The sequence below is a fragment of the Micromonospora sp. B006 genome (genome assembly GCF_003408515.1).
GTDB classification, from domain to species: Bacteria; Actinomycetota; Actinomycetes; order Mycobacteriales; family Micromonosporaceae; genus Micromonospora; species Micromonospora echinospora_A.
In genome coordinates this window covers 5254205-5275817 of the sequence record NZ_CP030865.1, presented here as the reverse complement: position 1 = coordinate 5275817, position 21613 = coordinate 5254205, and the positions used below count along the sequence as shown (strand labels likewise).

Below are 21613 nucleotides of genomic sequence, written 5' to 3'. Positions count from 1 at the left end.
CAATCCGATCTCAGCGCACGGACAAGCCGTGGCGAGCCGATGGACGCAGGCGGCGTTGTCCTGCGAGCCCGCGGACCAGGCGCGCGCGGAGGCAGCCGTCCGCCTCGCCTACCGCAGCGCCGGGCATCCCGAGCCGTCGCGGTTCCTGTGGTGCCCCTCTCCCCCGGCCGCCCCTGCAGCAGGTGCGGCAACTGCTCGAGGACGGGCACACGTCGCTGGTCGCCTCGGTCCGCCGCTACGCCCTCAACAACGCGCTGGCAGCAGCACGAGCCCCGATCTGGGAGCAGACCAGCGACCACGACCGGTTCACCGCCTTCGGCGATTTCCACGACTTCATGGAATGGCACGGCTACTACGGCGAGCAGCGCTACGACGGCTTCGAGGCCCGCTACAACCTGATGGAGCACCGGTACCTCTGTAACCCGGTCACCGAGGGCGAGCGGTCCGCGCTCACACCGGTACTGCAGGCGGTACGGCAGGTGTATGAGCAGGTGCTGGGTCCGGTCTGGGCGGCGGTCGACCGTACCCTCACCGGCGGCTACATCATGCAATTCGTCTGGTATTGGAGCGACGAGCAGACGATCGTGAAGCGCAACGACGAGGGACGCGCCGTGATCCGTTACTGCCTGGATCCTCGTGACTGGTTCTTCGATCCGGCCTGGAACCTCTACCCCGACTGGCTTGTGCTCGCCGCGATCGACACCTACCAGCAGGTGCTCGGCACGGCACCCACCCCAGGGTGGGAGGGGTGCCGTGACGTGGCGTTGGCGGCTGGGCCGTGGTGGCCCCTATCGGGGGTGGCCGTGATGATGCAGCGCCCCACCGTTTTGCGAGTCACCGGCGACGGCCTGCTGCACGGCGCCGACGAGCCGGCGGTTGTCTGGCCCGACGGCAGCACCCTGTGGGCCCGTGACGGTGCCATCGTCCCAACCGGGTGATCGCCCCGCCGGCGGGATCAGCGCCTCATCCGATTGCGCCTCGGCGCTGGAGGGCGGGTCGTGTGGCGACCCGCCCTCCAGCGCGTCGGCGCCGCCGTCCGCGGGCGCGCGGGCGGGGCCGATGACGGATGGCTCAGACGTTGCCGTGCGTCGGTGCTTGTGCGGTCAGGCCTGAGGCGGTGCGAGGAGTTAGGAGCTGCAGGTGTTCAGCATGCTCTGCAGCGCGGACTTCTCCGACGACTGCAGGCTCAGCCCCCAGTTGTACTTCACGGTGATCCACATCTTGCTGTAGGTGCACCGGTACGACGACAACGGCGGCTGCCACGTCGACGGGTCCTGGTCACCCTTGGACTGGTTCACGTTGTCGGTGACGGCGATCAACTGCGGGCGGGTCAGGTCATTGGCGAAACTCTGCCGTCGACTGGTGGTCCAGCCGCTGGCGCCCGAGCGCCACGCCTCGGCCAGGGGCACGACGTGGTCGATGTCGACGTCGGAGGCGGCGGTCCAGGTCGCGCCGTCGTACGGGCTGTACCAGCGGCCCGAGGTCGCCGCGCAGCTGCTGTCGGTGACCACGGACGTGCCGTCACGCTTGAGGACCGTCTCGCGGGTGTTGCAGGCGCCGCTGATGGTGATCCAGTGCGGGAACAGATCCCGGGAGTACCCACTCGTCGACCCCTCGCTCTTCACCGTCAAAGCGTTCAGCTGCGACTGGGCGCTCGCCTTGGACGGAATACCGGGAGGTGTCGCCGAAGCCACCGAGGCGTCGACGGCGACCAGGCCAGCGCTGGCGACCATCACGGCCGCCGCGCCGGTCAGGGCACGCCGTGCCAACGCAGATGTGGTGAGTCGTCGGGTGAGTCGCATGAGGGCCTCCTCGGGCATCCGTCGTGGACAGCGACCATCTCGCCCCATCATGTCCATCGACGGTCACCACTGTGAAGAGTGGGGAAGGCTCCCGCGAACACTGATCACAGCCATTTCCTGTCCGCACCATCGGCCCCGGGGGAACTCGCCGGTCCGCTGCCCCGCCGCCGATCGCGCCTGTCGAGATGGCGACGGACCGGCGATCAGCGACGATCCGACGTCCTAGAGTGCGACTCTCAGGCTGGCACGACACCTGCAATTCCGGGAGCGACGGTGGCCAACAACCTGATCGTCATGACATGGAACGTCGAGAACCTGTTCCCACCCGACGACACCGACACGTCGGCGGCCGACACCTACACCGCGAAGCTCACCTACCTCGCCGGTCTGATCGCCGGCACCGGCGCCGACGTCGTCGCCCTCCAAGAAATCGGCACCCCGCAGGCCGCTGAGGACCTGCGGGCCGCCCTCGGTGAGCCCTGGCAGGCCGTCGTGTCCTCCCACCCGGACAGCCGCGGCATCCGCGTCGCCGTCCTCGCCCGGCACTCCCTTACCGAGGAAGCGCAGATCCTCGCGCTGCCGCCCTCCGGATTGCCCGCGGTCCCCGACGTCGACGGCGACACCCTCACCCACATGGGCCGCGGAGCGCTTCAGGTACACGTCGACTGCGGCGGCGCCGGCCTGCGGCTGCTGACCGCGCACCTGAAAAGCAAACTGCTCACCTACCCGGGCGGGCGACGCTACCCCCTCAACGAGGACGAGCGCGCCCGCGGCTCCGGCTACGCCCTCCTGCGGCGCGCCGCCGAAGCCGTCGCCCTGCGCGTACACCTCAACGAGACCCTCGCCGCAACCGCCGTGAACGGCCAACCGGGCATCGCCACGATCCTGTGCGGCGACCTCAACGACGGCCCCGACGCCATCACCACCGTCCTGCTCGAAGGCCCCGCCGACGGAGACGTCAACCGCCCCGACAAAGGCGACGCCGTTCGGCTGTACAACCTCGGACGACGCCTCCCCCCAGCCCGCGCATACTCCCGCATCTACCAGGGCAACGGCGAGCTCATCGACCACCTCCTGGCAACCCGCGACCTGCAACTCCGCCTGATCACCATCGACTCCCTCGTCGACGACATCACCTCCATCGGCGCCTCCACCCGCAGCCGGGAGAAGGCCGTCGTACCAGACCATGCCCCCGTCGTCGCCCGATTCCACGGGTAAAACGCGGGCGGCCGGGAAACGCAGCGACCGACGCTACGCGCCACGATGTCGTCGAGCTCGGCGGCGGTGGCGACGCGATACATGGCATCGTTAGTTGGGCGAGGCTGTTCAGAAGACACGACTGACGCTGCGGCCTCTCGTCTGCCAGGGCACATGACCGACCGCTAGTGCTCTGACCACGAAGGTTCGCGGTGTTCGATGACACGCCGTCCGGCCTGGCTGACGGACGGCATCGCGGCCATCAGGCTGTGGCGGTGACAGAACCCGTACGCGTCCGGCGGCTCAGTCGTCAAGACGGCCAGCGCCCGCCCGGAAGCACTGGGGCGGCCGTTCACCCGCTGGAGCGTGCGGAAGCTCGCCGACTACCTCACCGGCCATGCCGCCCGCCGAGTTCGGATCGGCCGGGCGCGGCTGCGACAGATCCTGCATCAGCACAGGATCACGTTCCAGCGGACGAAGACGTGGAAGGAGTCCACCGACCCCGACCGGGATGTCAAGCTGGCCCGCATCGAGTACGTCACCGCGCATTTCCCGCAGCGGGTGTTCGCCTTTGACGAGTTCGGGCCACTGGTCATCCGTCCGCAGGCCGGTGCCGGGTGGGCGCCGTCAGGGCATCCGCAGCGGCTGCCGGCGAACTACCACAAGTTGCATGGGGTCCGGCAGTTTCACGGCTGCTACAGCGTCGGTGACGACCAACTTTGGGGTGTGGTCAGACGTCGCAAAAGCGCCGCGAACACCCTGGCCGCGCTCAAATCGATCCGGGCCGCACGTCCGTACGGGGCGCCGATCTACGTCATCCTCGACAACCTGTCCGCGCACAAGGGCACCAAGATCCGGGCGTGGGCGGCTCGGAACAAGGTCGAACTGTGCTTCACCCCGACGTATGCGTCCTGGGCCAACCCGATCGAAGCGCAGTTCGGCCAGCTGCGGACCTTCGTGATCGCCGGCTCCGACCACCCGAATCACACCGTCCTGACCCGCAAACTACAGGCCTACCTGCGCTGGCGAAACGCCAACGCACGCCACCCCGACGTTATGGCCGCCCAACGCCGCGAGCGCGCCCGTATTCGCAGCGAACGCCAACAAGTCTGGCGACAACCGACCACACGTGCTGCCTGAGCGTCACGGGCCGGTTGGCCGCCCCACCTCGCCAAGCGCATCCAGCAACCGCTGCCTCGCCTCCTGCAGCCGGACCGGGTAGTCCGGCCTGAACACCTCCACCAGCGAGGTCTCCAGCGCACCCGAGATGCGATACAGCGGTGACCACACCGCCCGGTCACGATCGACCAACTCGTCGAAATCGGCAGTGCCCATCATCCGATGAAGCCAGTCCGAGAACACCAACGCCTCGTCCCGACTCAGCCCGATCATGAAGTCATCCTCCGCCACCGCGCCGAGGCTACCGTCCGCTCAACACCACGAACGTTCGTGGTCAAGGCACTAGCTGATCGTCGAGCTGCCCCGGCAAAATACGGACTGGCCACACACGGTTGAGGAAGTGTGGGGAACGGACGGGAACCGCTCGGCAATCACCTGGCTTAAGCTGCGTCGCTATGCTGGCGTCACACCTGGGAGCTGACCGTAGTTGACGGTCGTCGCCCACCCCATCGGGCATGCAGCGGGCACGTGGGCCGGTTGCAGGTCGTTCCGCTCGGCTGACCAGCCCGGCAAACCGCCTCAGGCTGGTCGAAGATGCGGCTACCAATACGTCAGGCGGAACACATCTCGGGCAACCAGGCCGCCCGGCGGCCGCAACGGGTCGTAGCCGTCACCGAGATACCCCGCTCTCTGATGGGAGCGGAGAACGAGACGATGGCCGGCGAACACCAGGATGCAGCCCACGGCAGCCATCATCGCCGCCCCCTGTGGGGACATCAGCCGCACACCCGCCGCCCGGAACAGCCACGGAAAAACAGCCAGGAGGATCGCCAAACGGTAGACCCAGATGCCCGCACGGTACGTGGAAAGCCGCCGGCACGCCTCGAACTCGCTGCTGCTGATCGACACCGGGTCAGGTTAGTCTCTGCTCGGCTCTCATCGCTGGCCCTGCCGTCGCCGCTGTCCTTGCGCCTTCGGCTGTCGGTCAACCACTCCTCTCCCCGAAGCCCATCTCCGCCGTCAGTCCGCACATCGTGGAACGGGCCTGGTCCCCCGACGTCAACTCGGCGGTGACAAGTTCGGCCTTCCTGCCCCGCGCCACGCCGGCTAGGCCGCGGTCGCGCATCGGTATGGCACTACTGCTGGTCGCCCTGACCGATGGCGTCGGCGACGTGGTTCCGAAGCTCCTGGGCAGCTGGGTCAGCGAACTGCCGGAGGATCTGCTCCGCATCGCTCCATACGTTGCAGGCTTCTGCGTTGCGTCCTGCTGCGCTGAGCGCATCACCGACATGCGCGAGCGCTACCGCCTGTAACCAGCTGTCTGCGAGGTCGTGGTGCATCGCTGCGGCGCGGTGGTGGAATTCGGCGGCTTCGTCGAAGCGGCCGAGTTGCTGGTAGGCCAGCCCGGTGGCGTCGAGCGCGGTGGCTTCGCGGCTGCGGTTGCCGAGGCGGCGTTGAAGGACGGCCGCGCGTTGGTAGGAGGCGAGGGCTTCTTCTGGCTCTTCGCGGTCTTGCTGGATGCGGCCTAGTTCGATGAAGCCGGCGGCGGCGATGACTTGGTCGTCGGTGTCGGAGGCGATTGTCAAGGTCTGGTTGGCGACGTCGCGTGCCTGTTCGAGTTGGCCTACCTGTCGCAGCATGTCGCATTGCTTGACCAGGACGTCGATCTCGGATGCGCGGTCGCCGAGCTGCCGCATGGTCGCGGCCGCGGCAAGGCTGTGTTGGAGTGCCTCAGCGGGGCGTTGCAGTTCCAGCAGCGCCCAACCCGTCAGGTGGCCTGCGAAGGCCTCTTGGTGAAGGTCGTCGAGTTGGCGGGCTGCGGTTTGAGCTTGGCGGAACATCGTCAAGGCTTCATCGAGGCGACGTAGGCGCAGGCACGCGAGGCCGGCGCCGCAAAGTGTTTCGGCTTCACCGGCGAGGTCGCCGGCTCGCCGTTGCAGGGCGATGGCCTGGGTGAGGTAGCCGAGGCCCTCTTGGTGCCGGTTCGCCTGCGTGTGGGCTTTGCCGAGGCTGTAGAGCAGGAACGCTTCGGCTTCCTGGTTGTGTAGGTGTCGGGCGGATGCTAGGCCGATCTCAGCGGTGGTGAGCCATTCGTGGATCGGGTGGCGGAAGTTGTAGATCTGGTGAAGCAGGGCGGGTAGCTGCCAGGCGTGTTGGTGCATGTCGTGTGCGTTGGCAGCGCGGGTAGCGGCGACGAGGTTGGTGCGTTCGGCTTCGTACCAGGAGATGGCTTGCTCGTGCGTGGTGAAGGTTGTGGGGGTGACGCTGTCGGGGTGTGGCGCGAGGTCGAGGGTGGGGTGTCCGTACATGCTTGCGGTGATGGCGTTGTGGGTGCTGTGGAGGTACCAGGAGAGGATTCTGTCGAGGGCGGCGGCGCGTGATTCGGCGGTTTCGTCGTGGAGGACCTGATCGGCTGCGTAGGCGCGGAGCAGGTCGTGGAACTGGTAGCGGTCGCGGGCCTTTTGTTCGAGCAGGTGCGCGCCGACGAGGACGTCGAGGATGCTGCGGGTGCGGTTGGGTGTTATGCCCGCTAGCGCTGCGGCGGCGCTGGTGCAGAAGTCCGGCCCTGGGTGGAGGCCGAGTAGCCGAAAGAGTGTGGCCGCGTCTGCGGGTAGGGCTTGGTAGGACCAGGCGAAGACGCTGCGGATTTCGCTGGCTTCGTCGTCGTCGCCGCTGGTGAGCAGGTCCCACAGGCCGGATTCGTCTCGAAGGTCTTGGATGAGGTCGCCGAGGGCCTGTTGGGGGTAGCGGGAGGCGCGTTCGGCGGCGATCCGTAGGGCAAGGGGGAGGCGGGCGCAGAGTTGGGCGAGTTCGGCGAGTTCTTGGGGGTCGTCTCCGCGCCGGTAGCTGTCGGTGGTGAGTTGCAGGAGTTTGACGGCGTCGGGGTCGCTGAGGACGTCGAGGGTGAGGCGGCGGGCGCCTTCGCGGGCGACGAGTGTGGATAGTCGGCTGCGGCTGGTGATGATGGTCAGGCTCCCGCCGGTACCGGCCAGGAGTGGGCGGACCGCGGTGACGGTGGCGGCGTTGTCGAGGACAACGAGGGCTCGGCGTTCGGCGAGTAGCGAGCGGTAGAGGTCGGTACGGCTGTCGGTGTCGGCGGGTATGTCGTCGTGTGGAACTCCGAGAGCGCGCAGGAAGCGTTCGAGGATGTCGTGTGGTTGGGCGGGCTGGCCGGGGTCGTAGCCGCGCAGGTTGGCGTAGAGCTGTCCGTCGGGGAAGTGTTCGCGGACCTGGTGTGCCCAGTGCAGGGCGAGGGAGGTTTTTCCGACGCCTGCGGTGCCGGCGATGACGACGATGACGGTAGGCGTGCTGGTGTCCGCGCTGGAGGCGAGTGAGGCGCCGAGGTGTTGCAGATCCTCGGTGCGGTTGACGAAGTCGGGTACGCCAGGTGGGAGCAACCGTGGGATGGGTCCGGCGGGGTGGTGCGGGGCGTGGAAGTGGACTCCCCCGCTGACGCTTCGGGCTTGCACGACGTCACGGGCCGCGCCGGAGAGCTCGGACCGTGTCTGGTCGCCCCGCTCGGAATGCGCGTCGTGCACGGCGTCCTCCCTGCGCTGCTGCTGCGCCTCAGACAGGCTTGTGGTGAAAGGCGGGCTGGGTCTGCAGAAGGCCGTCGGTGAGCGCCACGATCCAGCCGCGGCTCAGTCTCGCGGTGACGTGGCCAGGCGGGTATTGGTGCTGGCACCGCGAGGCGGCGGTGGCGCGTACCTGGGTCGGGTGCTCGTCGTCGGTGTGCAGGAAGAAGCCCAGCTGCCCGAAGCGGGCATGCAGGTGCAGTGCGTCGGCCACGGTTGCGGTGGCGGCGTCCAGGGTGCGTTCTGCCTGCGGCGGTTCGGGCCAGTAGGAGCCGCCGGCCTGGTTCTGCTTGTTGGCGAAGTAGTGGTCGACGTCGTCGAGGAGGCGCCGCAGTGCGCGAGGCGCGTATGCCCAGAGTTTGAGGAAGATCTCGTCGAATCCGTCGCCGGGATCGCGGTCGAACGGCTCTTGAACAAGGATCGGGCCTTGGTCCAGCTCGGGGGTCATTTCGTGGATGCTCACACCGTTGAGTTGCGGGTAGTCGAACGTCAGGTAGGCCAGCGGGTTGGGGCCGCGTCCCTCGGGCAGCAAGGTGGGGTGAACATTGACCGCGTATCGGACGTTTAGCTCTTCGATCGGTATGCGGTACATGTATGCGGCGCATACCAGCAGGTCGATGCTGATGTCGTTGAACTCGTCGGTTAGGGCCGTGCTCCAGCGGCCCGTCCGAACAGGCGTTTGTTGCGCTGCGGCGATCGCGCGGACGTTGTCCGTCGGCTGACCTCCGGGTTCGTCGGTAAGGACGAGCACGAGATCGACGTCCGCGTGCTGGGCTAGCAGCTCCAGACAGGAGGAGAAAAAGTCATGGCCGGCGTAGGCAACACGCAACCGCGTCATGGCCCGTCCAATCACTTGTGGGCGACCAAAGTTGTCCGAACAACTTATCGCCTGAGGTCCCTATGGCGCACGCCTGCTGCGGTGGATCAATGCCGCGTTGCGTCCTCGGCAACCGGTGTCCGCAGTTGGAGACACTGAGGACGAGTTCTACCCGCATTTGCGCCAATCCCATCGATAGAAGTCGAGTCCGCTGCCACATCGCCGCAGGTCAGGACGCTGGACAGTCCACCAGGCGGGCGACGGCAAGCCTTGACCACGAAGGGTGATGTGACGGATACTTGCCTGAACTGTCCTTCAAGTCGCTACCCGTATAGCGAGGACCTCTATGAAGCTGCGGCTGTTATACAGCACGTCTTCGACTAGCTGCCCAACAATCTACATTGCGGAGGACGGCGATATCGTCGTTCAGGGCCTACGGCTGGACCAAGACACCGAAGGTGAGCTGAGCAATGTCCTGGCGGGAGAGACAGCAGTGAAGATCTCTCCGCAACTACTACTCGGCGCAGCCGCCGAGTATGAGCAACGCGGTCGTCAGTTGTCGTAATCTGCGATCACCATCCACCATCGATCCTGATCACGACAGCCCAGGTCATGGCTTCACGACCTAGCTGATCGGCACCACCTGCAAGGAGTGCAGCAGAGGACGCGGCACAGCTGCGGATTGCGCATCACGATGCACGTCCTCACCGCGAGCGGAGCCGTCCTGCCGGAGTGCCGGAGTGCCGGAGTGCCGGAAAGCGTTCGGATTCTCATCTCTGACCGCGCTCGCGCCCGGTTGGTCAGCCAAAGCTAATAGGTCCGGAGAAGTCCCTTCCCTGGATGACTGATCCTGTGACCCTGCCGCTGATGGTGTTGCTCACCTGGGGCGGATTCAGCGCAGCCGCAGCCTGCGCGAGAACAGCGTCGAGATCCGCGGCGAATTGCGCATCGATGGCGCTGCGGCGTGTCAGCACCTCCGCTAGTCGCTCAGCGACCACGGGATCCGCCGACGTCGCCTCCAGCGCCGCAAGCTCACGCTCACCGTCCGGCGCCGAGGACGGTCCGTCGTCGTCGACAGCGGAAGACGGACGGTGCACCAACGCAGTCAATGCGGTCCACGCCTGCCGACCCACCTCTCCACCCGCGCCGCTGGCCAGGGCCGCTAGCACAGCTGCTGAAACCGCGTCCATATCCGCCTCCAAGGCCTCAGCGCGTCGATGCCGCCTCACGCCGGCGACCGGTGCTCGTTCAGGACCGGCGAGTTCTGTCCAGAGTAGAGACGTCGAAAGTCACTTGGCGAGCGAACTCCCGCCCTGCCTGCTGCACCAAGCCGCCAGCCGCGCAGCCCACGCCGCGCGAAAGCGGTCAATGGGACCTGCGGACCACGGCGACTTCGCTGGGGTGTGGATCTAACAGTGTTTCCGGCCTGATTGCCGGGCGTGGCGCCTGGTGAGCAGGCTGCCATGATGACCGCCGACCAAACCGGACGGAAGAAGCGGCCCGAGCCGTCGGCGGAGGCGAAAGCCGCCGAGCTGAGCCAGGCGGCCAAGGAACAGAGCTTGTCGTTGACGGCTCCGGACGGGCTGTTCAAGCAGTTGACCAAGACGGTCCTGGAGACTGCGTTGAACGAGGAGCTGACCGAGCAACACGCAACAACCGCTGCAGACCGTCGCCAGACCGTCAGGGAGTCGTCGACCCAGTTGGCCGAAGAGGCACCACCCCAGCGGCGACAGCGGGCACGGTGACCACCGGCACGGCCGATCCCAGACGAACACGTGATCATGGGGCGGCTGCCTGCCACGCCGCGGTGACACACAGCTCTCGCCTTCCGGGTACGGCTGTGTAACGGGGCCGATCCCAGACCCGCAGCGGGCCCGAACAAATTGTCGATCGCGGGTCAGGCTCGGGAGTCGTGACGGCGGCCAGCCGGGCGGCGCGCTGCGGTGGCGGTCTGGTCGCGCTGGCCGGGGCGACGGAACATCGGTTGGATGCTCACGTCCTCGGCCGGGCGCGCGATCGCGTGGTCAGTGTCGTAGCCGGCCTGGGCGAGGAGGTGTTGCCCGGCGGGGAGGGTGAGGGTCCAGGACGGCAGTTCGATGAGGTCGAGCCGGCAGCGCAGGTGCTCCGTCAGCGCCCGGCCCTTGCCGGTCCGCTGGTGCGTGGGGCGCACGGCCAGGAAGGCGAGGTGGTAGTGCGCCGTAGTCGGTTGCCGGCTGTCCATGATGTCGTCCAGGAGACGGAAGCGCTCGGCGTGTGGGCCGGCGGCTGTGGCGAGGCGCGTGGCGTAGTCGGCCGGTGGTGGAAGGGGCCCGTATTGGTGGAAGCAGACGGTGGCGGCGGTGAGGTCGCTGGTGACGTGGACGTCGCCGTAGAACATGGCGTGTTCGACCCAGATGGCGGCGACGTCGGCCAGGACCCGGCCTCGTTGTTCCTGGTCGGGTATCAGCCAGGCGGCGATGGGAGTGGGTTGGAGGGCCTCGGCGATCACCGTGGCGACGATGTCCTGTTCGCGCCACCGCGCGGCCCGGATGTGGTGCGGCACCTCGTGCCCTGCCTTTCTTTTGCTGCCTTTGTCATCGTGCTGGTTGGGGTGGCCGGCGGTAGGGGACGGGAGAGCCGCTGTCGCCGGCCACGAGGGCCCCGCCCCGCTGCGCCTTCCCTCTGGCACGTCGGCTGGCCGGGTTGTCACCGCAGGCGGGTCACGGCTGCGGCGGTGGTAGGTGAGGTGGGCGGGTCGGTGCTGCGGGTGTGGGCGTTCGCTAGCAGGAGGGTGTAGGAGTGCAGGCCGGGTCGGCGTCCGCGGTTGATCCATTCGGTCGCGGCGAGCAGGTCGCCGGTGTCCGGGTGGATGAGCAGCGTCGAGGTGGATCCGTCGGCGACGATCTGGAAGGACATGCCGGTCCGGCTGGCGAGGTCGGTTGTCGTGCCTTTGTAGGTGAGGTGGGGGGCCGCTGCCAGGACGCGCAGGGTCGTCGCTCGTTGCCGTGGGTTGAGGTGCTGGCTGGTGGCCAGTTCGACGATGCCGCTGGTCAGAATCCTGGGGTAGGCGGGCTCGTCGGCCAGCGCGGGCGGCGCGAGCAGTCGGATCAGCTCGCGGGGGTTGGTGGGGATGTCCCCGGGGAGGTGGGGGTGCAGGTCACCGATGCCGTGGTGCAGTGTGTGCGGTACGGCCCGGCTGAACTCCTGGCGCTCCTTTGGTGTGGGCTGGTGGTTGAGGCCGTGCAGGTCCGGTGCCCGGCGGATGATTTCTCGGCCGGAGCCGTCCGCGTCGTGCCGCCAGCGCCGTACGTCGGTGCGGACGATCGTGGTGCTCGCGCGTGTCCAGCTCTGCAGGTGCAGGTAGGTGTAGGGCAGTCCGTCGGTGGTGTCGGCGGGGGCGGTGCTGATGGTGTCGGCGAGCAGGTTCAGGCGCTGCTGGGCGGTGAGCCCGGCGGCGGTGGCGGCTGTAGCTGGTGTGCTGGCGGGGCGCGGTGCGGCGGGCGCGGTGCCGGCCGGTCGTGGATCGGCATGGCAGGCGGTGAGCAGTACGAGGACGAGGCTGCCGCCGAGGAGCGCGGCACGTTGCCGGCGGGCCGTGAGGGTCAGGTGGGTCATGGTTGTCGTGCCTTATCTGCGCGCGCGGGCGTGGATGACCCGGCGTTCGTAGGAGCCGAGGAGTACGCGGGGGTCGGTCATGAGGTCGGCGAACCGGTCCGTGTCCGCGTTGGTGATGTTCAGGCGGGGACGTAGGTGAGTGATGATGTCGGCGAGGAGCCGGCAGCCGGGGTCGGCGCCGGTCCAGGTCTCGGTGGTGGTGTGGATGCAGTGCTGCGCCATGCCGTGGCTGAACAGCAGGGTTTCGGGGTCGGCGGTCCAGGTCGCGCCGTGCGGGCCGGTGAGGGCGCGGTGGGTCTGTTGCAGGACGGTGTGGATGAGGGTGGCGGACTCGTCGTCGGGCGCCCGGTAGATCCGGGGGGCGGTGGTGGTGATGTCGGCGAGGACGAGCCAGCCGCCCGGGCGCAGCCGGGTGGTCATCTGCGCGATCAGGTCCGCGGGGTCGCGCAGGGGGCCGTGGGGCCAGCGGGCGAGGATGTGGTCGTAGCCGGCGGCGTGGCCGGGCACCGGGTCACGGTTCAGGTCCAGCTGGTGGACGTTGATGACGGCGGTGTCGGTGAGGTGGCCGGTGTCGGCGTCGACGGCGGTGACGGAGCCGTAGCGGCCGACGAGCCGGGCCAGGAGGGTGGTGCTCTCCTCGCTGGCGCCGACGTCCAGCACCCGCTGGTTGGTGCGGATGTCGAGTCGGTCCAGGATCGTGTGAATGCTCGGGTTCAGCAGTAGGTGTATCGGCCCGGCGTGGGCCGGCAGCGTGGTTGTCATGGCGGTGCTCCGGATGTCGGCGTGGGGGGTGATGCCGGTGGCGTCGGGTGCTGGTGCTGCCTTACTGGGAGCCGGTGATGCTGGTGGCGGCTGGGCTGATCCGGTCGACGAGCTGTGCGGCTGTCGCGATCACCTCGCGCTGGTGGGGCAGGAAGGGCTCGGCGGTGTACCCGGCGACGACGGCGGCGAGGGGGTCGGTGACGTGGGTGGTGGTGCCGGTGAGTTCTTCGAGGAATGCCAGGGCGCAGTAGGGGGTGTAGAAGGGGCTGTAGCCGCCTTCGTGGGCGGCGATGAGCCGGCCGTGGCAGAGCCGGTCGGCGGCGCTGACGAGCAGGCGGGTCATCTCTCGGTAGGAGGCGGCGGTGAGCATCTGCCGGGCGAGGGGGTCGAAGACGTTCGCGTCGAAGCCGTTGGCGAGCAGGATCAGGTCGGGGGCGAAGCGGTCCAGTGCCGGGAGGACGACCTGGTGCATGGCGTTGAGGTAGGCGGCGTGGCCGCTGCCGGGTGGTAGGGGCACGTTGAGGGCGTAGCCGGTGCCGTCGCCGGTGCCGTTTTCGTGGGTCCATCCGGAGTCGGGTGGGAAGCAGCCGGCTTGGTGCAGGCTGATGGTGAGCACGCTCGGGTCGTCGTTGAAGATGGCCTGGGTGCCGTTGCCGTGGTGGGCGTCCCAGTCCACGACCGCGACGCGTGCGAGCCCGAGTTCGGCTTGGGCGTGGCGGGCGGCGACGGCGATGTTGTTGAACAGGCAGAAACCCATTCCCTGGTTGGCGGTGGCGTGATGGCCGGGTGGGCGGACCAGGGCGTAGCCGTTGGTGATGTCGCCGTGGGCGGCGGCGGTGACGAGTTCGATCAGCCCGCCGGCGGCGAGGCGGGCGATGTCGTAGCTGCCGTGCCCGACCGGCGAGAAGCCGTCTCCGGCGTCGCCTCCCCCGCCGCGTAGGTCGCTTTGGGTCTTGATGTGCTGGACGTAGGCGGGGGTGTGCACGCGTGTCAGTTCGGCGACGGTGGCTCGGCGAGGCTCGATGACCATCAGCTCGCCCAGCAGTCCGCAGGCGTGGATCAGCTCGTGGACGCGTCGCTTCGCCTCAGGGTTCTCGACGTGCACGGCGGGTTGGACGCCGGCGGTCGGGTCGGCGGGTAGCAGGCCGGCGCTGGTGCCGGTGTCGTGCCACAGGTACTCGGGATGGAAGACGTATCCGGTGGTCATGATGGTTGCCTTTCGTCGGTGGGGTGGCTGGTGCTGGTGTGGTCAGCGCGCGTGGGAGCTGGCGGGAGATGCCGTCGCCGGTCTCGGTCGCGGGATCGGCCGGATTCGCGGGCGGGTGGCGGCGATGTCGGCGACGAAGGCGTCGACCTGGCCGGGGGTGATGCCGGGCATGCAGATGAGGTGGCTGGTGTCGCCGTCGGTGGCCAGGAGCCACTTTCGGCGTACGTGCTCGGGTGGGGTGGGCAGGACGATGGTGAAGGCGTGCGGGTGCCGCCAGGCGGGCCAGCCGACAGCGTTGAGCCGCTCGACGGTGTAGGCAGCCAGCCGGCGGGCTTCGCTGGCCCGCCATCGGTGCCCCTCCCGTCCGTGAACGGCGATGGCATGCCACAACAGCGCAGCCGACAGGCCGCAGCGGGAGCCGGTGATGGTGGTGTCCGCCGTGGCGGTGTAGGTCACCCGGGAACCGGCGGGGCGTAGGTGATCGCGGATGAGGACGATGCCGCACGGCGTCGGTGTGCCGAAGAACTTGTGGCCGCTGATCGCGACGCTGCCGATGCCGCTGGCGTCATCGAGGGACAGTCGTCCGTCGAGGGCCAGGGGGATGCCGGACAGGGCCGCGTCGACGTGCAGTTGCCCGCCTGCGTGATGCTCGTCGAGGACCGCGCGGATGCGGCTGGTGTCGTCGACCGCCTCGGTCATGGTGGTGCCGGCGGTCGCGACGACGATCGCCGGGAAGCGGCGCCGCCGGTGCAGCTGCTCGGCGAGGTGCGCGTAGTCCATCTCCCCATCGGGGCGCGCGTGGACCAGGATGCCGTGCGCGCCGAGCAGACGCACCACCTTGGCCACGGAGTAGTGGGCGGCGGCCGAGTAGTAGATCCGTGCCGTCGGTTTGCGCCGGTGCGCGGCGTGCAGGGCGGACAGGGTGCCTTCCGTGCCGCCGGTGGTGACGTAGCCCCACCGGTCGTGGGCGGGCATGGCGAGCAGGTCGGCTGTCCACGTGATGACCGCGCGTTCGAGCGCCCGGGTGTGCGCGATTCCGCCCTCGTCGGCGGGGTCGCCGATGTTGTTCCACAGCCTGCCGCCGAGGCGGGTCATGACCTCCGTGTGGTCGAGGTCCACAGCGCCGGGGAACCCGATGCTCGTCGCCGCTGTGGCGTCGGCTGCGCGAACGAGGTGGTCCAGCACGGCCGTGATGTCGATCGGCGCGCGGCTCAGGTCCGTGGCGGCGGCCAGTCTCAGGGTGTGGGTCACGCCGGCCGCCCGCCGTGCAGGTGGGAGGTGAGGGTGTGGTGGAGCGTGCCGAGTCGTCGCCACAACTCGCGGGTGGCGTCGTCGCCCTGCTCGGTGAGGTTGGCGTGCGGGTTGTGCCAGTAGGCGGGCCGGTCCGGGTCGAGGGTCTTGGTGCAGCGGATCCCGTCGACGCCGATGCGGGCCTGGGGGTCACGGTCCAGGTGCAGGGCGGTGCCGTCGGTCAGCAGCACGTAGCACTGGCCCTTGAGGTCGAAGGCCGACAGGTACCGGCCGCCGGTTCCGTCCCGGAGGGTGCGGGCGACCTGGTGCCAGCGGCCTTGGTCGGAGTCGAGGGTGCTGACCCCGACGCCGACGTAGGTGGCGCCCGGCGGGGGGCTCATGTCTCCGCCGTTGACCATCGAGGCGTCCGGCCCGAGCGGATGCCACCGCCGCCCGGCGGAGGCGGCGCGGGCGATGTTGGTCCGGACCACCTCGGCTAGGTCGGCCAGGAGCCGGGGCAGGTCCTCGGCTTCCGGGGAGGCCAGCCACAGCCGGTAGGCGGTGTGCAGCAGGTAGCCGTGCGGCTCGGCCGGTGCCTCGGAGACGAAGAACAGCATCAGAGCGTGCGGGCCGAGCGCCTCACGGGTGTCGTGGCGCTGGTCCGCCTCGACCATGTGGCCGGTGTTGAGCCGCCTGCACCGGTAGGCGACCTGCACGCGCAGATCCGCCCACCGCCGCGCTTGTCCCGGCGCCTCGTTTCCGTCCTGCGCAGGCTGGTCCGTGGGCATGTCCGGCGGGGGTACTGCCGCAGGCGGGGTTGGAGGGGCCGGGGGCGTCGGCGGCCGGTGGTGCTCCCCCGGCGCGTGGTAGCCGGGCGGCGTGCCGACAGCCGGGGCGCGCGGGCCCGGTGGCGCCGCCGGAGGGTGTTCCGGCCGCCAGCCGGGATGCAGGGGATCGACGCCGTAGCGTCCGCCAGGCGGGGTCATCGCCGTGTGAGTCCTCATCGCTTGCGCCCCTTTGTCAGATGGAGACGGTGATGGCGTCGGGTACGGCATGGGTGGCCGGTGTGCCACGGCCGATACCGGCGTAGACCTCCGGACGGGACCGGCGTACGTGCCCGGCCCACAACCCGCCCACGACGGCCGTGGCGACGAGGATCGCGGGCAGCAGCAGCGGCGCCCGTGACCCCGGCGGGGCGCCGAGCAGGGAGTCCACGTTGCCGACCATCAAGGCCAGCACCGCCACCCCGCCCGCTACACCGATCACGGGCGCGAGCCGCCATTCCCACACGCCGGCCTTCGGGCCTCGCAGGCCGGCCGGTGCTCGCACCGCCGCCACCGAGGCGGCCAGGAGCAGGCACAACAAGCCCATCGCGCCCAAGGCCGACAGCCAGGTGAACATCACCGCGACCGGGTCCGCGAGGGCCGACGCGAACCCGCCCACCACAACGACGGCGATGCCGGTCTGCGTCAGGGAACCGCCGCGCGGCGCGCTGACGCGAGTCGCGCTGCCGGTCCTTGCGAGCCCGGCAGGCAGCACGCCTTCCCGGGCCATCGCGAACACATACCGGGCGATGACCGAATGGAAGGCCAGCATCGACGTGACGATCGCGCAGATCAGTACCGTCTGCGCGAGCGGTACCCACCAGCCGCCCAGGCGCTCCAGCACCGACAACGGCAGGCCCGCCGCAGGGTCGGCAGCCACGTCGGCGACGGATCGGGGACCGGCGGCGATGCCCATCGCCCACGCCGCTGCCGCATACACCCCGCCGAGGACGAGCACCGCGGCGATGGTGGCCCGGCCGACCGACCGGCGGTCGATGGCCTCTTCGACGAACGAGCCCGGCGCGTCGGTGCCCATGAACGCGGCCACGCAGAAGGCGACCGCACCGCCGATACCGCTGACCGCCAGGCTCGAGGCGTCGAAGCCTTCCCAGGACAACCCGCCGTCCGCCGGCTGCGCGAGACCGGCCAGCGCGAACGCGGTGACGATCAGCAGGGATACCGCCAGCACGGCGGCCAGCACGCGGGTCGACAGCACGATCGCCCGCACACCTACCACCCCGACCACGGCCACGGCGATGCCCGCCCACACCCACCACGCGCCGCCGAGCTGCCCGGCCAGCGTCGCGCCGAACAACCCGAACAGGCTCGTCTGGATCGCGTTGTAGGCGATCAGGGCGACCAGACCGGCGGCCACACCCCAGCTACGACCCAGACCGTGCGCCAGGATGCCGTAGTACGCCGCCGCGTGCCCCACCTGCCGGGCCATCGCCGTGTACCCGACCGCGAGCACCGCCACGACGCCGGCCACCAGCACGAACACCAGCGGCAACGCCTCCACCCCCGTGGTCGCGTACGTGGCGACGATGCCTCCTGCCAGCACCACCATCGGCGCCGACGCCGCCGCCCCGAACACCCACAGCCCGAACGGAGTCAACGTCCGCCGGGCGAGGGCCACCTGCACATGCGTCGACCTCACCGCTGCCCCCGATCCGGAGAGTCCGGACAGCGCGAGTGCTCCGGCACGTTGGGACAGCCGGTGCGGCGGCAGCCGTCCACCGGGTGACCGTCCACGTCGGCCGCGCTCGCGGGCACGACGTACACCGCCACCGGCCGTACCGGGCCGCCCCGCCAGTAGTCCTGGTCCCGACCGAGCCGCCGCTGCGCGACGCGAGCGTCCGGCGCGAACCCGAACAAGTCATGAGTACCGTCCGGCCACTCCCGCCTGATCGCGTACCCCCAGACGAACTCGCGCGACGTCACAGCTCCCGCGTCCGTGACGGCGGCGGCACCGGCAGGCGCAGCACCGAGCCACGCCAACAGCCACCGGCCGGCATTCGGCCGTCGTTGCCGCATCGGGCAACGGGTCGTAGCAGCCAGCATGAGGAATACCTCCTTGCATCAAGGGGAAAGGTGTATGCAAACGCCCCGCTGGCCGGAGGCCAGCAGCCGTGTATCCAGGTGCCGAAACGGCTGTCAGGTCGTGTCGACCCGACCGAGAAGCGGCGGCGCCGCCGACGGCCCTGCGCCGGCAGAAGGCGCCGCGGCCCGGTGCAGCCGCACACGACGGGGCAGGCCGTCACGCCGCTCACCGCCGCGCCGCGGCCGGTACATCCGCCACAGCACCGGGCCACCGGGCTCCAACAGCATCGGTGACCGCGGCAGGTAGCCGAGCCGGCCCAACAAGCTCTCGCGAGGTTCGCCGCCGCACACCTGCGTGTACGCCGGCAGCCCTTCGGCATCCACCACCCGGTGACAGCTCGCCAGCAACGCCCTCGCCGCCGTGCCCTCCCCGGGACGGGCCGCGAACTGTGCCAGATAGTGATGCGGCGTACGCGGCACCACCGCGTGCAGCACCGCGAACCGCGCCGCGAACGGGCCGAGCAACCGGCGCAGCTCACACCCCCACCCCGCACCGGTCGGCGGTGGCTCCAGCCGCGAAAACCACACCGCGACCGCGGCACGATCCTCGGTCGTGTCGACCCGGCCGTGCTGCACCGCAGACATCAGTACGAACTCGGCATACCGACGCAGAGCCCTATCGCGCACGGCCGCGTCAGGCACCAGCCATGCACTTAACGATCCGGCCGACAGATTGTGAGCCAGAAGCGCGGCCAGCACGGGAACGTCGTCACCGGTCGCGCAGACCACCGCCTCATCCGGAACCTGCAAGCCGAGTACCCAGCGAGCAGAATCGTCACGTTCGACCGGCCGGTTGGGAACAGACTGCGGACCTCGCATCCCCAGCGGAACGTCCATGCTGTCGACCACCCTCGCCGGCACGTTGTGTCGCGCCGCTGTCACCGTCATGACGGCCCCTCAGCTCGCGGCCTCTCGCGACCGGACACCGCGACGACGTGCGCCACAACCTGGGTCTGTCGGGCCACGCCATTCAGCAGCACCGAAAGCCGGGGACTACCGGGGGTAGCAGTGCTGACGCTCATCAACGTTCTCCTATCAGGGTGAGGAGCTGCGGAAAGAGGAGGGGTGACCGACGCGGCCCGCAGACCCCGCATGGCACCGGCGACCTACGCCCGAGTCGCCAACGGATCGATCGGGGGCGAAAGACTCGGGGCTGGTGCGCGGCGTCGGCAATACGCCCGGCACCACGTGCGCCTGCGGACGTCGTCGCCGCAGACCGGACGAGCTGCGCACCCTCAGTGGCCGGCCCGGCGGTCGATGCGGCGCCCACGGGCAGGGCACCTGAGGCAACTCCGCCGTCTCGTACGGTCGGCAGAACAATCAGTGCTGCCTTGAGCCGAACGGGAAGGTCCGCCAACGGACGCGTCTTCGCGGCGATGCCTCGTCTCGCAGCGCTTTTCACTCCGTCACCTCTGCCCTGGTTCTACTGGTGATCCAACGTGCTGCTGACCTTCGTTGATGAGCTGGCCGCCGTCAGAGGCCGGCTCGCAGGCCGCGCAGCGAAGAGAACCACCGCACCGGCCACACCACCGTCGGGACGCCCGATAGGTGACCATTCCGGCCAGCCAGCCGATAGCCAGACTGGCCAGGACCGCAATCGCCGATAGCAACACAGCGGCACCGCCTGCCTGAGTAATCGTCAATACCGATCCGCAATGGAGTGTTTGAGCTGAACCGTTATTCATTCGTGGAGATCATGCCCAGCAGAGGTCGGCGCAGGGAATACCTACTTCCGGTCCGACTTGGCACACCGACCTGCGGTCCGACCAGCACCTGACCTGCACAAACAGTGGCGCACTGCCCGCTGACTCAGAGTCCTCCAAGCGATGATGGGGTTACAGTGAGCGCACCCCGGCCAGCTGAACCGCTCGGACGTGAAATCCGCCGACTGCAGGAGGAGCATGATGTGACGGGCGAGTCGATCGCCGTGCGCTGGGATTTCGAGAAAACAGATCAGCGCGCTGAAGAGCGGGCATCTCGGCCCTGATACTGATCTCGTCAGCGGAATCTGTGCTTACCTCACGGTGGGCGTGAATCGGCGGACCGCGATTATGGACGCCGCCGCCGACGGTTGGCGCGTGGGTGGTGGGTGGCCGATGCAGGACGGATGGGAACCCGTCAGGCCATCTACGCGGATCTGGAAAGCGGCACCAAGACGATACCGAGTTCGCCATCTCACTGATCCCCGGCCTACTTCAGAGCCCCGCCTACGCCGCTGCGCGGCTCCGCAGCGAACCGGTCCGCCACGCCGACGGGTTCGATCCCGCTCCCGCGGTTGCCGCCCGCGCTCGCCGCCAGAGCCTGGTGCTCGTTGCCGGCGGGCCGCGTTACGAAGCCGTCATCGGAGAGAGTGCGATTCGGCGACGCGCCGCTGACCCCGTCGTCGTCGCGGAGCAACTTCGACACGTCATCGCCCGATGCACGAATCACCCGTCATCCGTGGCCGTCCAGGTGCTGCCGTCCGACGCGTCAATCACAAGCCACAGCGCGCCCCCGGCCGGCGTACTCGATCTGCCGCTATCGCGACCCGCAGAGGTCACGGCCTGTCGCGGTCGGCACCCTGACCGGCGACATGTTTCACACCGATCCAGATGAGCTGGGCCCCTATGGGGCCTGCACTGCCAGCTCAAGGCCGCGGCCCTGTCTCCCAAATCAAGTATCCGTGTCCTCCGCGCCGTTGCGGGGGACCTGGCACCCACCGAAGGAGCCTCGATATGACCATTCGGCCCAGTACCCAGCTCACCTGGCGCAAGTCCAGTCACAGCGACGAGGGCAACTGCGTCGAAGTCGCCAGCACCCGCGAATCGATCCTGGTACGCGATTCGAAGAACAGCACCGGACCGGTACTGCGATTCGCCCCCAGGCAATGGCGCACCTTCACGCAGGCGTCCGCGATCGCGGAACCCCTTCCGGCCGCAAGGGAGCAGTAGCAGAACCCGAGCATCTCGTCACAGCGCTTCCGGCAATCCAGGCGGTCGAGACCGGTCTTCGGGTCTCGGCGACAACACTCAAGGTCGCCTTGACTCTGCGTGACCCTGACGCCACGATGGCAGCAAGGGCCGCGCAATGTCCACAGGGCCGCGACTGAGGATGTACCGGCGAGTCCGCAGATTCACGTGAGTCCAGTCAAGTCCACGGGGAAGGGTGTGTCGGTGCCTCGTCATCCGGACACGCTGATCACGCCGAACGCGCAGCTTGCCGCGAGGCGCGCGGGCTTGCCGTCACCACGGCGACCCGGACAGCGCATGTCCCGGACTGAGCTGGCCGACGCCGTCAACACCGCCCTGGCCCAGCTCTACCCAGACCGCAACCTCACCGCCCAATGTGTCGACCACCGTTGGATCGGCAAGCTGGAACGCGGAGAGCACCGATGGCCCAGCGAAGAG

At 69.0% G+C, this 21613-nt stretch carries 19 protein-coding genes and 2 pseudogenes; 6 read left to right on the top strand and 15 right to left on the bottom strand.

The genetic code is table 11. The annotated features are described in order from the left end of the window. Positions 1–182: 182 nt before the first annotated feature. Positions 183–938 (top strand): DUF6745 domain-containing protein, encoded by a 756-nt coding sequence (locus MicB006_RS23675; protein WP_161565938.1) that lies wholly within the window; start codon positions 183–185, stop codon positions 936–938. A gap of 189 nt (positions 939–1127) precedes the next feature. Here the strand turns inward: MicB006_RS23675 and MicB006_RS23670 are convergent, their stop codons facing one another. Further along, positions 1128–1802 carry an HNH endonuclease family protein gene (locus MicB006_RS23670; RefSeq protein ID WP_116511746.1) on the bottom strand — a complete coding sequence of 225 codons (675 nt, stop codon included), beginning with the start codon at positions 1800–1802 and terminating at the stop codon, positions 1128–1130. A 273-nt stretch (positions 1803–2075) separates the two neighbouring features. Between MicB006_RS23670 and MicB006_RS23665 the strand changes: the two genes are divergently transcribed. Both MicB006_RS23665 and MicB006_RS23660 read left to right on the top strand, forming a co-directional pair. Beyond that, positions 2076–3020, top strand: a complete 945-nt coding sequence (locus tag MicB006_RS23665; RefSeq protein ID WP_116508988.1) for an endonuclease/exonuclease/phosphatase family protein — start codon at positions 2076–2078, stop codon at positions 3018–3020. Positions 3021–3305: 285 nt separating this feature from the next. Next, positions 3306–4139, top strand: a pseudogene (locus tag MicB006_RS23660) (IS630 family transposase); the annotation flags it as partial. 3 nt (positions 4140–4142) lie between these two features. Here MicB006_RS23660 and MicB006_RS23655 read toward each other — a convergent pair. From MicB006_RS23655 to MicB006_RS23630, 5 genes are all read right to left on the bottom strand, one after another. Next, positions 4143–4409, bottom strand: a complete 267-nt coding sequence (locus MicB006_RS23655; RefSeq protein WP_116508984.1) for a hypothetical protein — start codon at positions 4407–4409, stop codon at positions 4143–4145. A gap of 309 nt (positions 4410–4718) precedes the next feature. Then, on the bottom strand, positions 4719–5027 hold the full coding sequence (locus MicB006_RS23650; protein ID WP_116508982.1) for a hypothetical protein: 309 nt from the start codon (positions 5025–5027) through the stop codon (positions 4719–4721). A 227-nt stretch (positions 5028–5254) separates the two neighbouring features. Then, positions 5255–7657, bottom strand: coding sequence for a tetratricopeptide repeat protein (locus MicB006_RS23645; RefSeq protein ID WP_116508980.1), 2403 nt, complete (start codon positions 7655–7657; stop codon positions 5255–5257). Positions 7658–7685: 28 nt separating this feature from the next. Then, positions 7686–8531, bottom strand: a complete 846-nt coding sequence (locus MicB006_RS23640; RefSeq protein ID WP_116508978.1) for a formyltransferase family protein — start codon at positions 8529–8531, stop codon at positions 7686–7688. 779 nt (positions 8532–9310) lie between these two features. Then, positions 9311–9643 (bottom strand): hypothetical protein, encoded by a 333-nt coding sequence (locus MicB006_RS23630; RefSeq protein WP_225980465.1) that lies wholly within the window; start codon positions 9641–9643, stop codon positions 9311–9313. A 333-nt stretch (positions 9644–9976) separates the two neighbouring features. Here MicB006_RS23630 and MicB006_RS23625 point away from each other — a divergent pair. After that, a pseudogene (locus MicB006_RS23625) lies at positions 9977–10153 on the top strand (IS256 family transposase); the annotation flags it as partial. 254 nt (positions 10154–10407) lie between these two features. On the opposite strand, the gene MicB006_RS23620 reads toward MicB006_RS23625, so the two are convergent. The 9 genes from MicB006_RS23620 to MicB006_RS23580 form a co-directional block, all read right to left on the bottom strand. After that, positions 10408–11052, bottom strand: a complete 645-nt coding sequence (locus MicB006_RS23620) for an N-acetyltransferase (RefSeq protein WP_116508974.1) — start codon at positions 11050–11052, stop codon at positions 10408–10410. Between the two features lie 143 nt (positions 11053–11195). Then, complete coding sequence (locus tag MicB006_RS23615; protein ID WP_116508972.1) at positions 11196–12104, bottom strand: hypothetical protein; 909 nt, start codon at positions 12102–12104, stop codon at positions 11196–11198. Between the two features lie 12 nt (positions 12105–12116). Beyond that, on the bottom strand, positions 12117–12866 hold the full coding sequence (locus tag MicB006_RS23610; protein WP_116508970.1) for a class I SAM-dependent methyltransferase: 750 nt from the start codon (positions 12864–12866) through the stop codon (positions 12117–12119). A gap of 61 nt (positions 12867–12927) precedes the next feature. Further along, a complete protein-coding gene (locus MicB006_RS23605; RefSeq protein ID WP_116508968.1) occupies positions 12928–14073 on the bottom strand; it encodes a class II histone deacetylase in 1146 nt (381 codons plus the stop codon). Between the two features lie 42 nt (positions 14074–14115). Further along, a complete protein-coding gene (locus MicB006_RS23600; protein WP_116508966.1) occupies positions 14116–15324 on the bottom strand; it encodes a histidine decarboxylase in 1209 nt (402 codons plus the stop codon). Then, a complete protein-coding gene (locus MicB006_RS23595) occupies positions 15321–16019 on the bottom strand; it encodes a hypothetical protein (RefSeq protein ID WP_225980464.1) in 699 nt (232 codons plus the stop codon). The genes MicB006_RS23600 and MicB006_RS23595 overlap by 4 nt, the downstream gene beginning before the upstream one ends. Before the next feature lie 304 nt (positions 16020–16323). After that, the gene (locus MicB006_RS23590; RefSeq protein WP_116508964.1) at positions 16324–17769 is read right to left on the bottom strand and encodes an APC family permease; all 1446 of its coding nucleotides are present in this window, start codon (positions 17767–17769) and stop codon (positions 16324–16326) included. An 11-nt stretch (positions 17770–17780) separates the two neighbouring features. Continuing rightward, positions 17781–18068: a hypothetical protein gene (locus tag MicB006_RS23585; RefSeq protein ID WP_116508962.1), complete on the bottom strand. Its 288-nt coding sequence runs from the start codon at positions 18066–18068 to the stop codon at positions 17781–17783. 213 nt (positions 18069–18281) lie between these two features. Continuing rightward, positions 18282–19115, bottom strand: coding sequence for an N-acetyltransferase (locus MicB006_RS23580; protein ID WP_225980463.1), 834 nt, complete (start codon positions 19113–19115; stop codon positions 18282–18284). Positions 19116–20309: 1194 nt separating this feature from the next. Here MicB006_RS23580 and MicB006_RS32830 point away from each other — a divergent pair. Further along, positions 20310–20822, top strand: coding sequence for a Scr1 family TA system antitoxin-like transcriptional regulator (locus MicB006_RS32830; RefSeq protein ID WP_363926379.1), 513 nt, complete (start codon positions 20310–20312; stop codon positions 20820–20822). A gap of 119 nt (positions 20823–20941) precedes the next feature. Then, positions 20942–21157, top strand: coding sequence for a DUF397 domain-containing protein (locus MicB006_RS23565; protein ID WP_116508960.1), 216 nt, complete (start codon positions 20942–20944; stop codon positions 21155–21157). The last annotated feature ends 456 nt before the right edge of the window (positions 21158–21613 follow it).

What these genes read in the sequence shown, in the direction of transcription:
- MicB006_RS23670 (WP_116511746.1), bottom strand. Translation starts at nt 1,802, where the DNA reads ATGCGACTCACCCGACGACTCACCACATCTGCGTTGGCACGGCGTGCC.
- MicB006_RS23640 (WP_116508978.1), bottom strand. Translation starts at nt 8,531, where the DNA reads ATGACGCGGTTGCGTGTTGCCTACGCCGGCCATGACTTTTTCTCCTCC.
- MicB006_RS23615 (WP_116508972.1), bottom strand. Translation starts at nt 12,104, where the DNA reads ATGACCCACCTGACCCTCACGGCCCGCCGGCAACGTGCCGCGCTCCTC.
- MicB006_RS23610 (WP_116508970.1), bottom strand. Translation starts at nt 12,866, where the DNA reads ATGACAACCACGCTGCCGGCCCACGCCGGGCCGATACACCTACTGCTG.
- MicB006_RS23605 (WP_116508968.1), bottom strand. Translation starts at nt 14,073, where the DNA reads ATGACCACCGGATACGTCTTCCATCCCGAGTACCTGTGGCACGACACC.
- MicB006_RS23580 (WP_225980463.1), bottom strand. Translation starts at nt 19,115, where the DNA reads ATGACGGTGACAGCGGCGCGACACAACGTGCCGGCGAGGGTGGTCGAC.
- MicB006_RS23565 (WP_116508960.1), top strand. Translation starts at nt 20,942, where the DNA reads ATGACCATTCGGCCCAGTACCCAGCTCACCTGGCGCAAGTCCAGTCAC.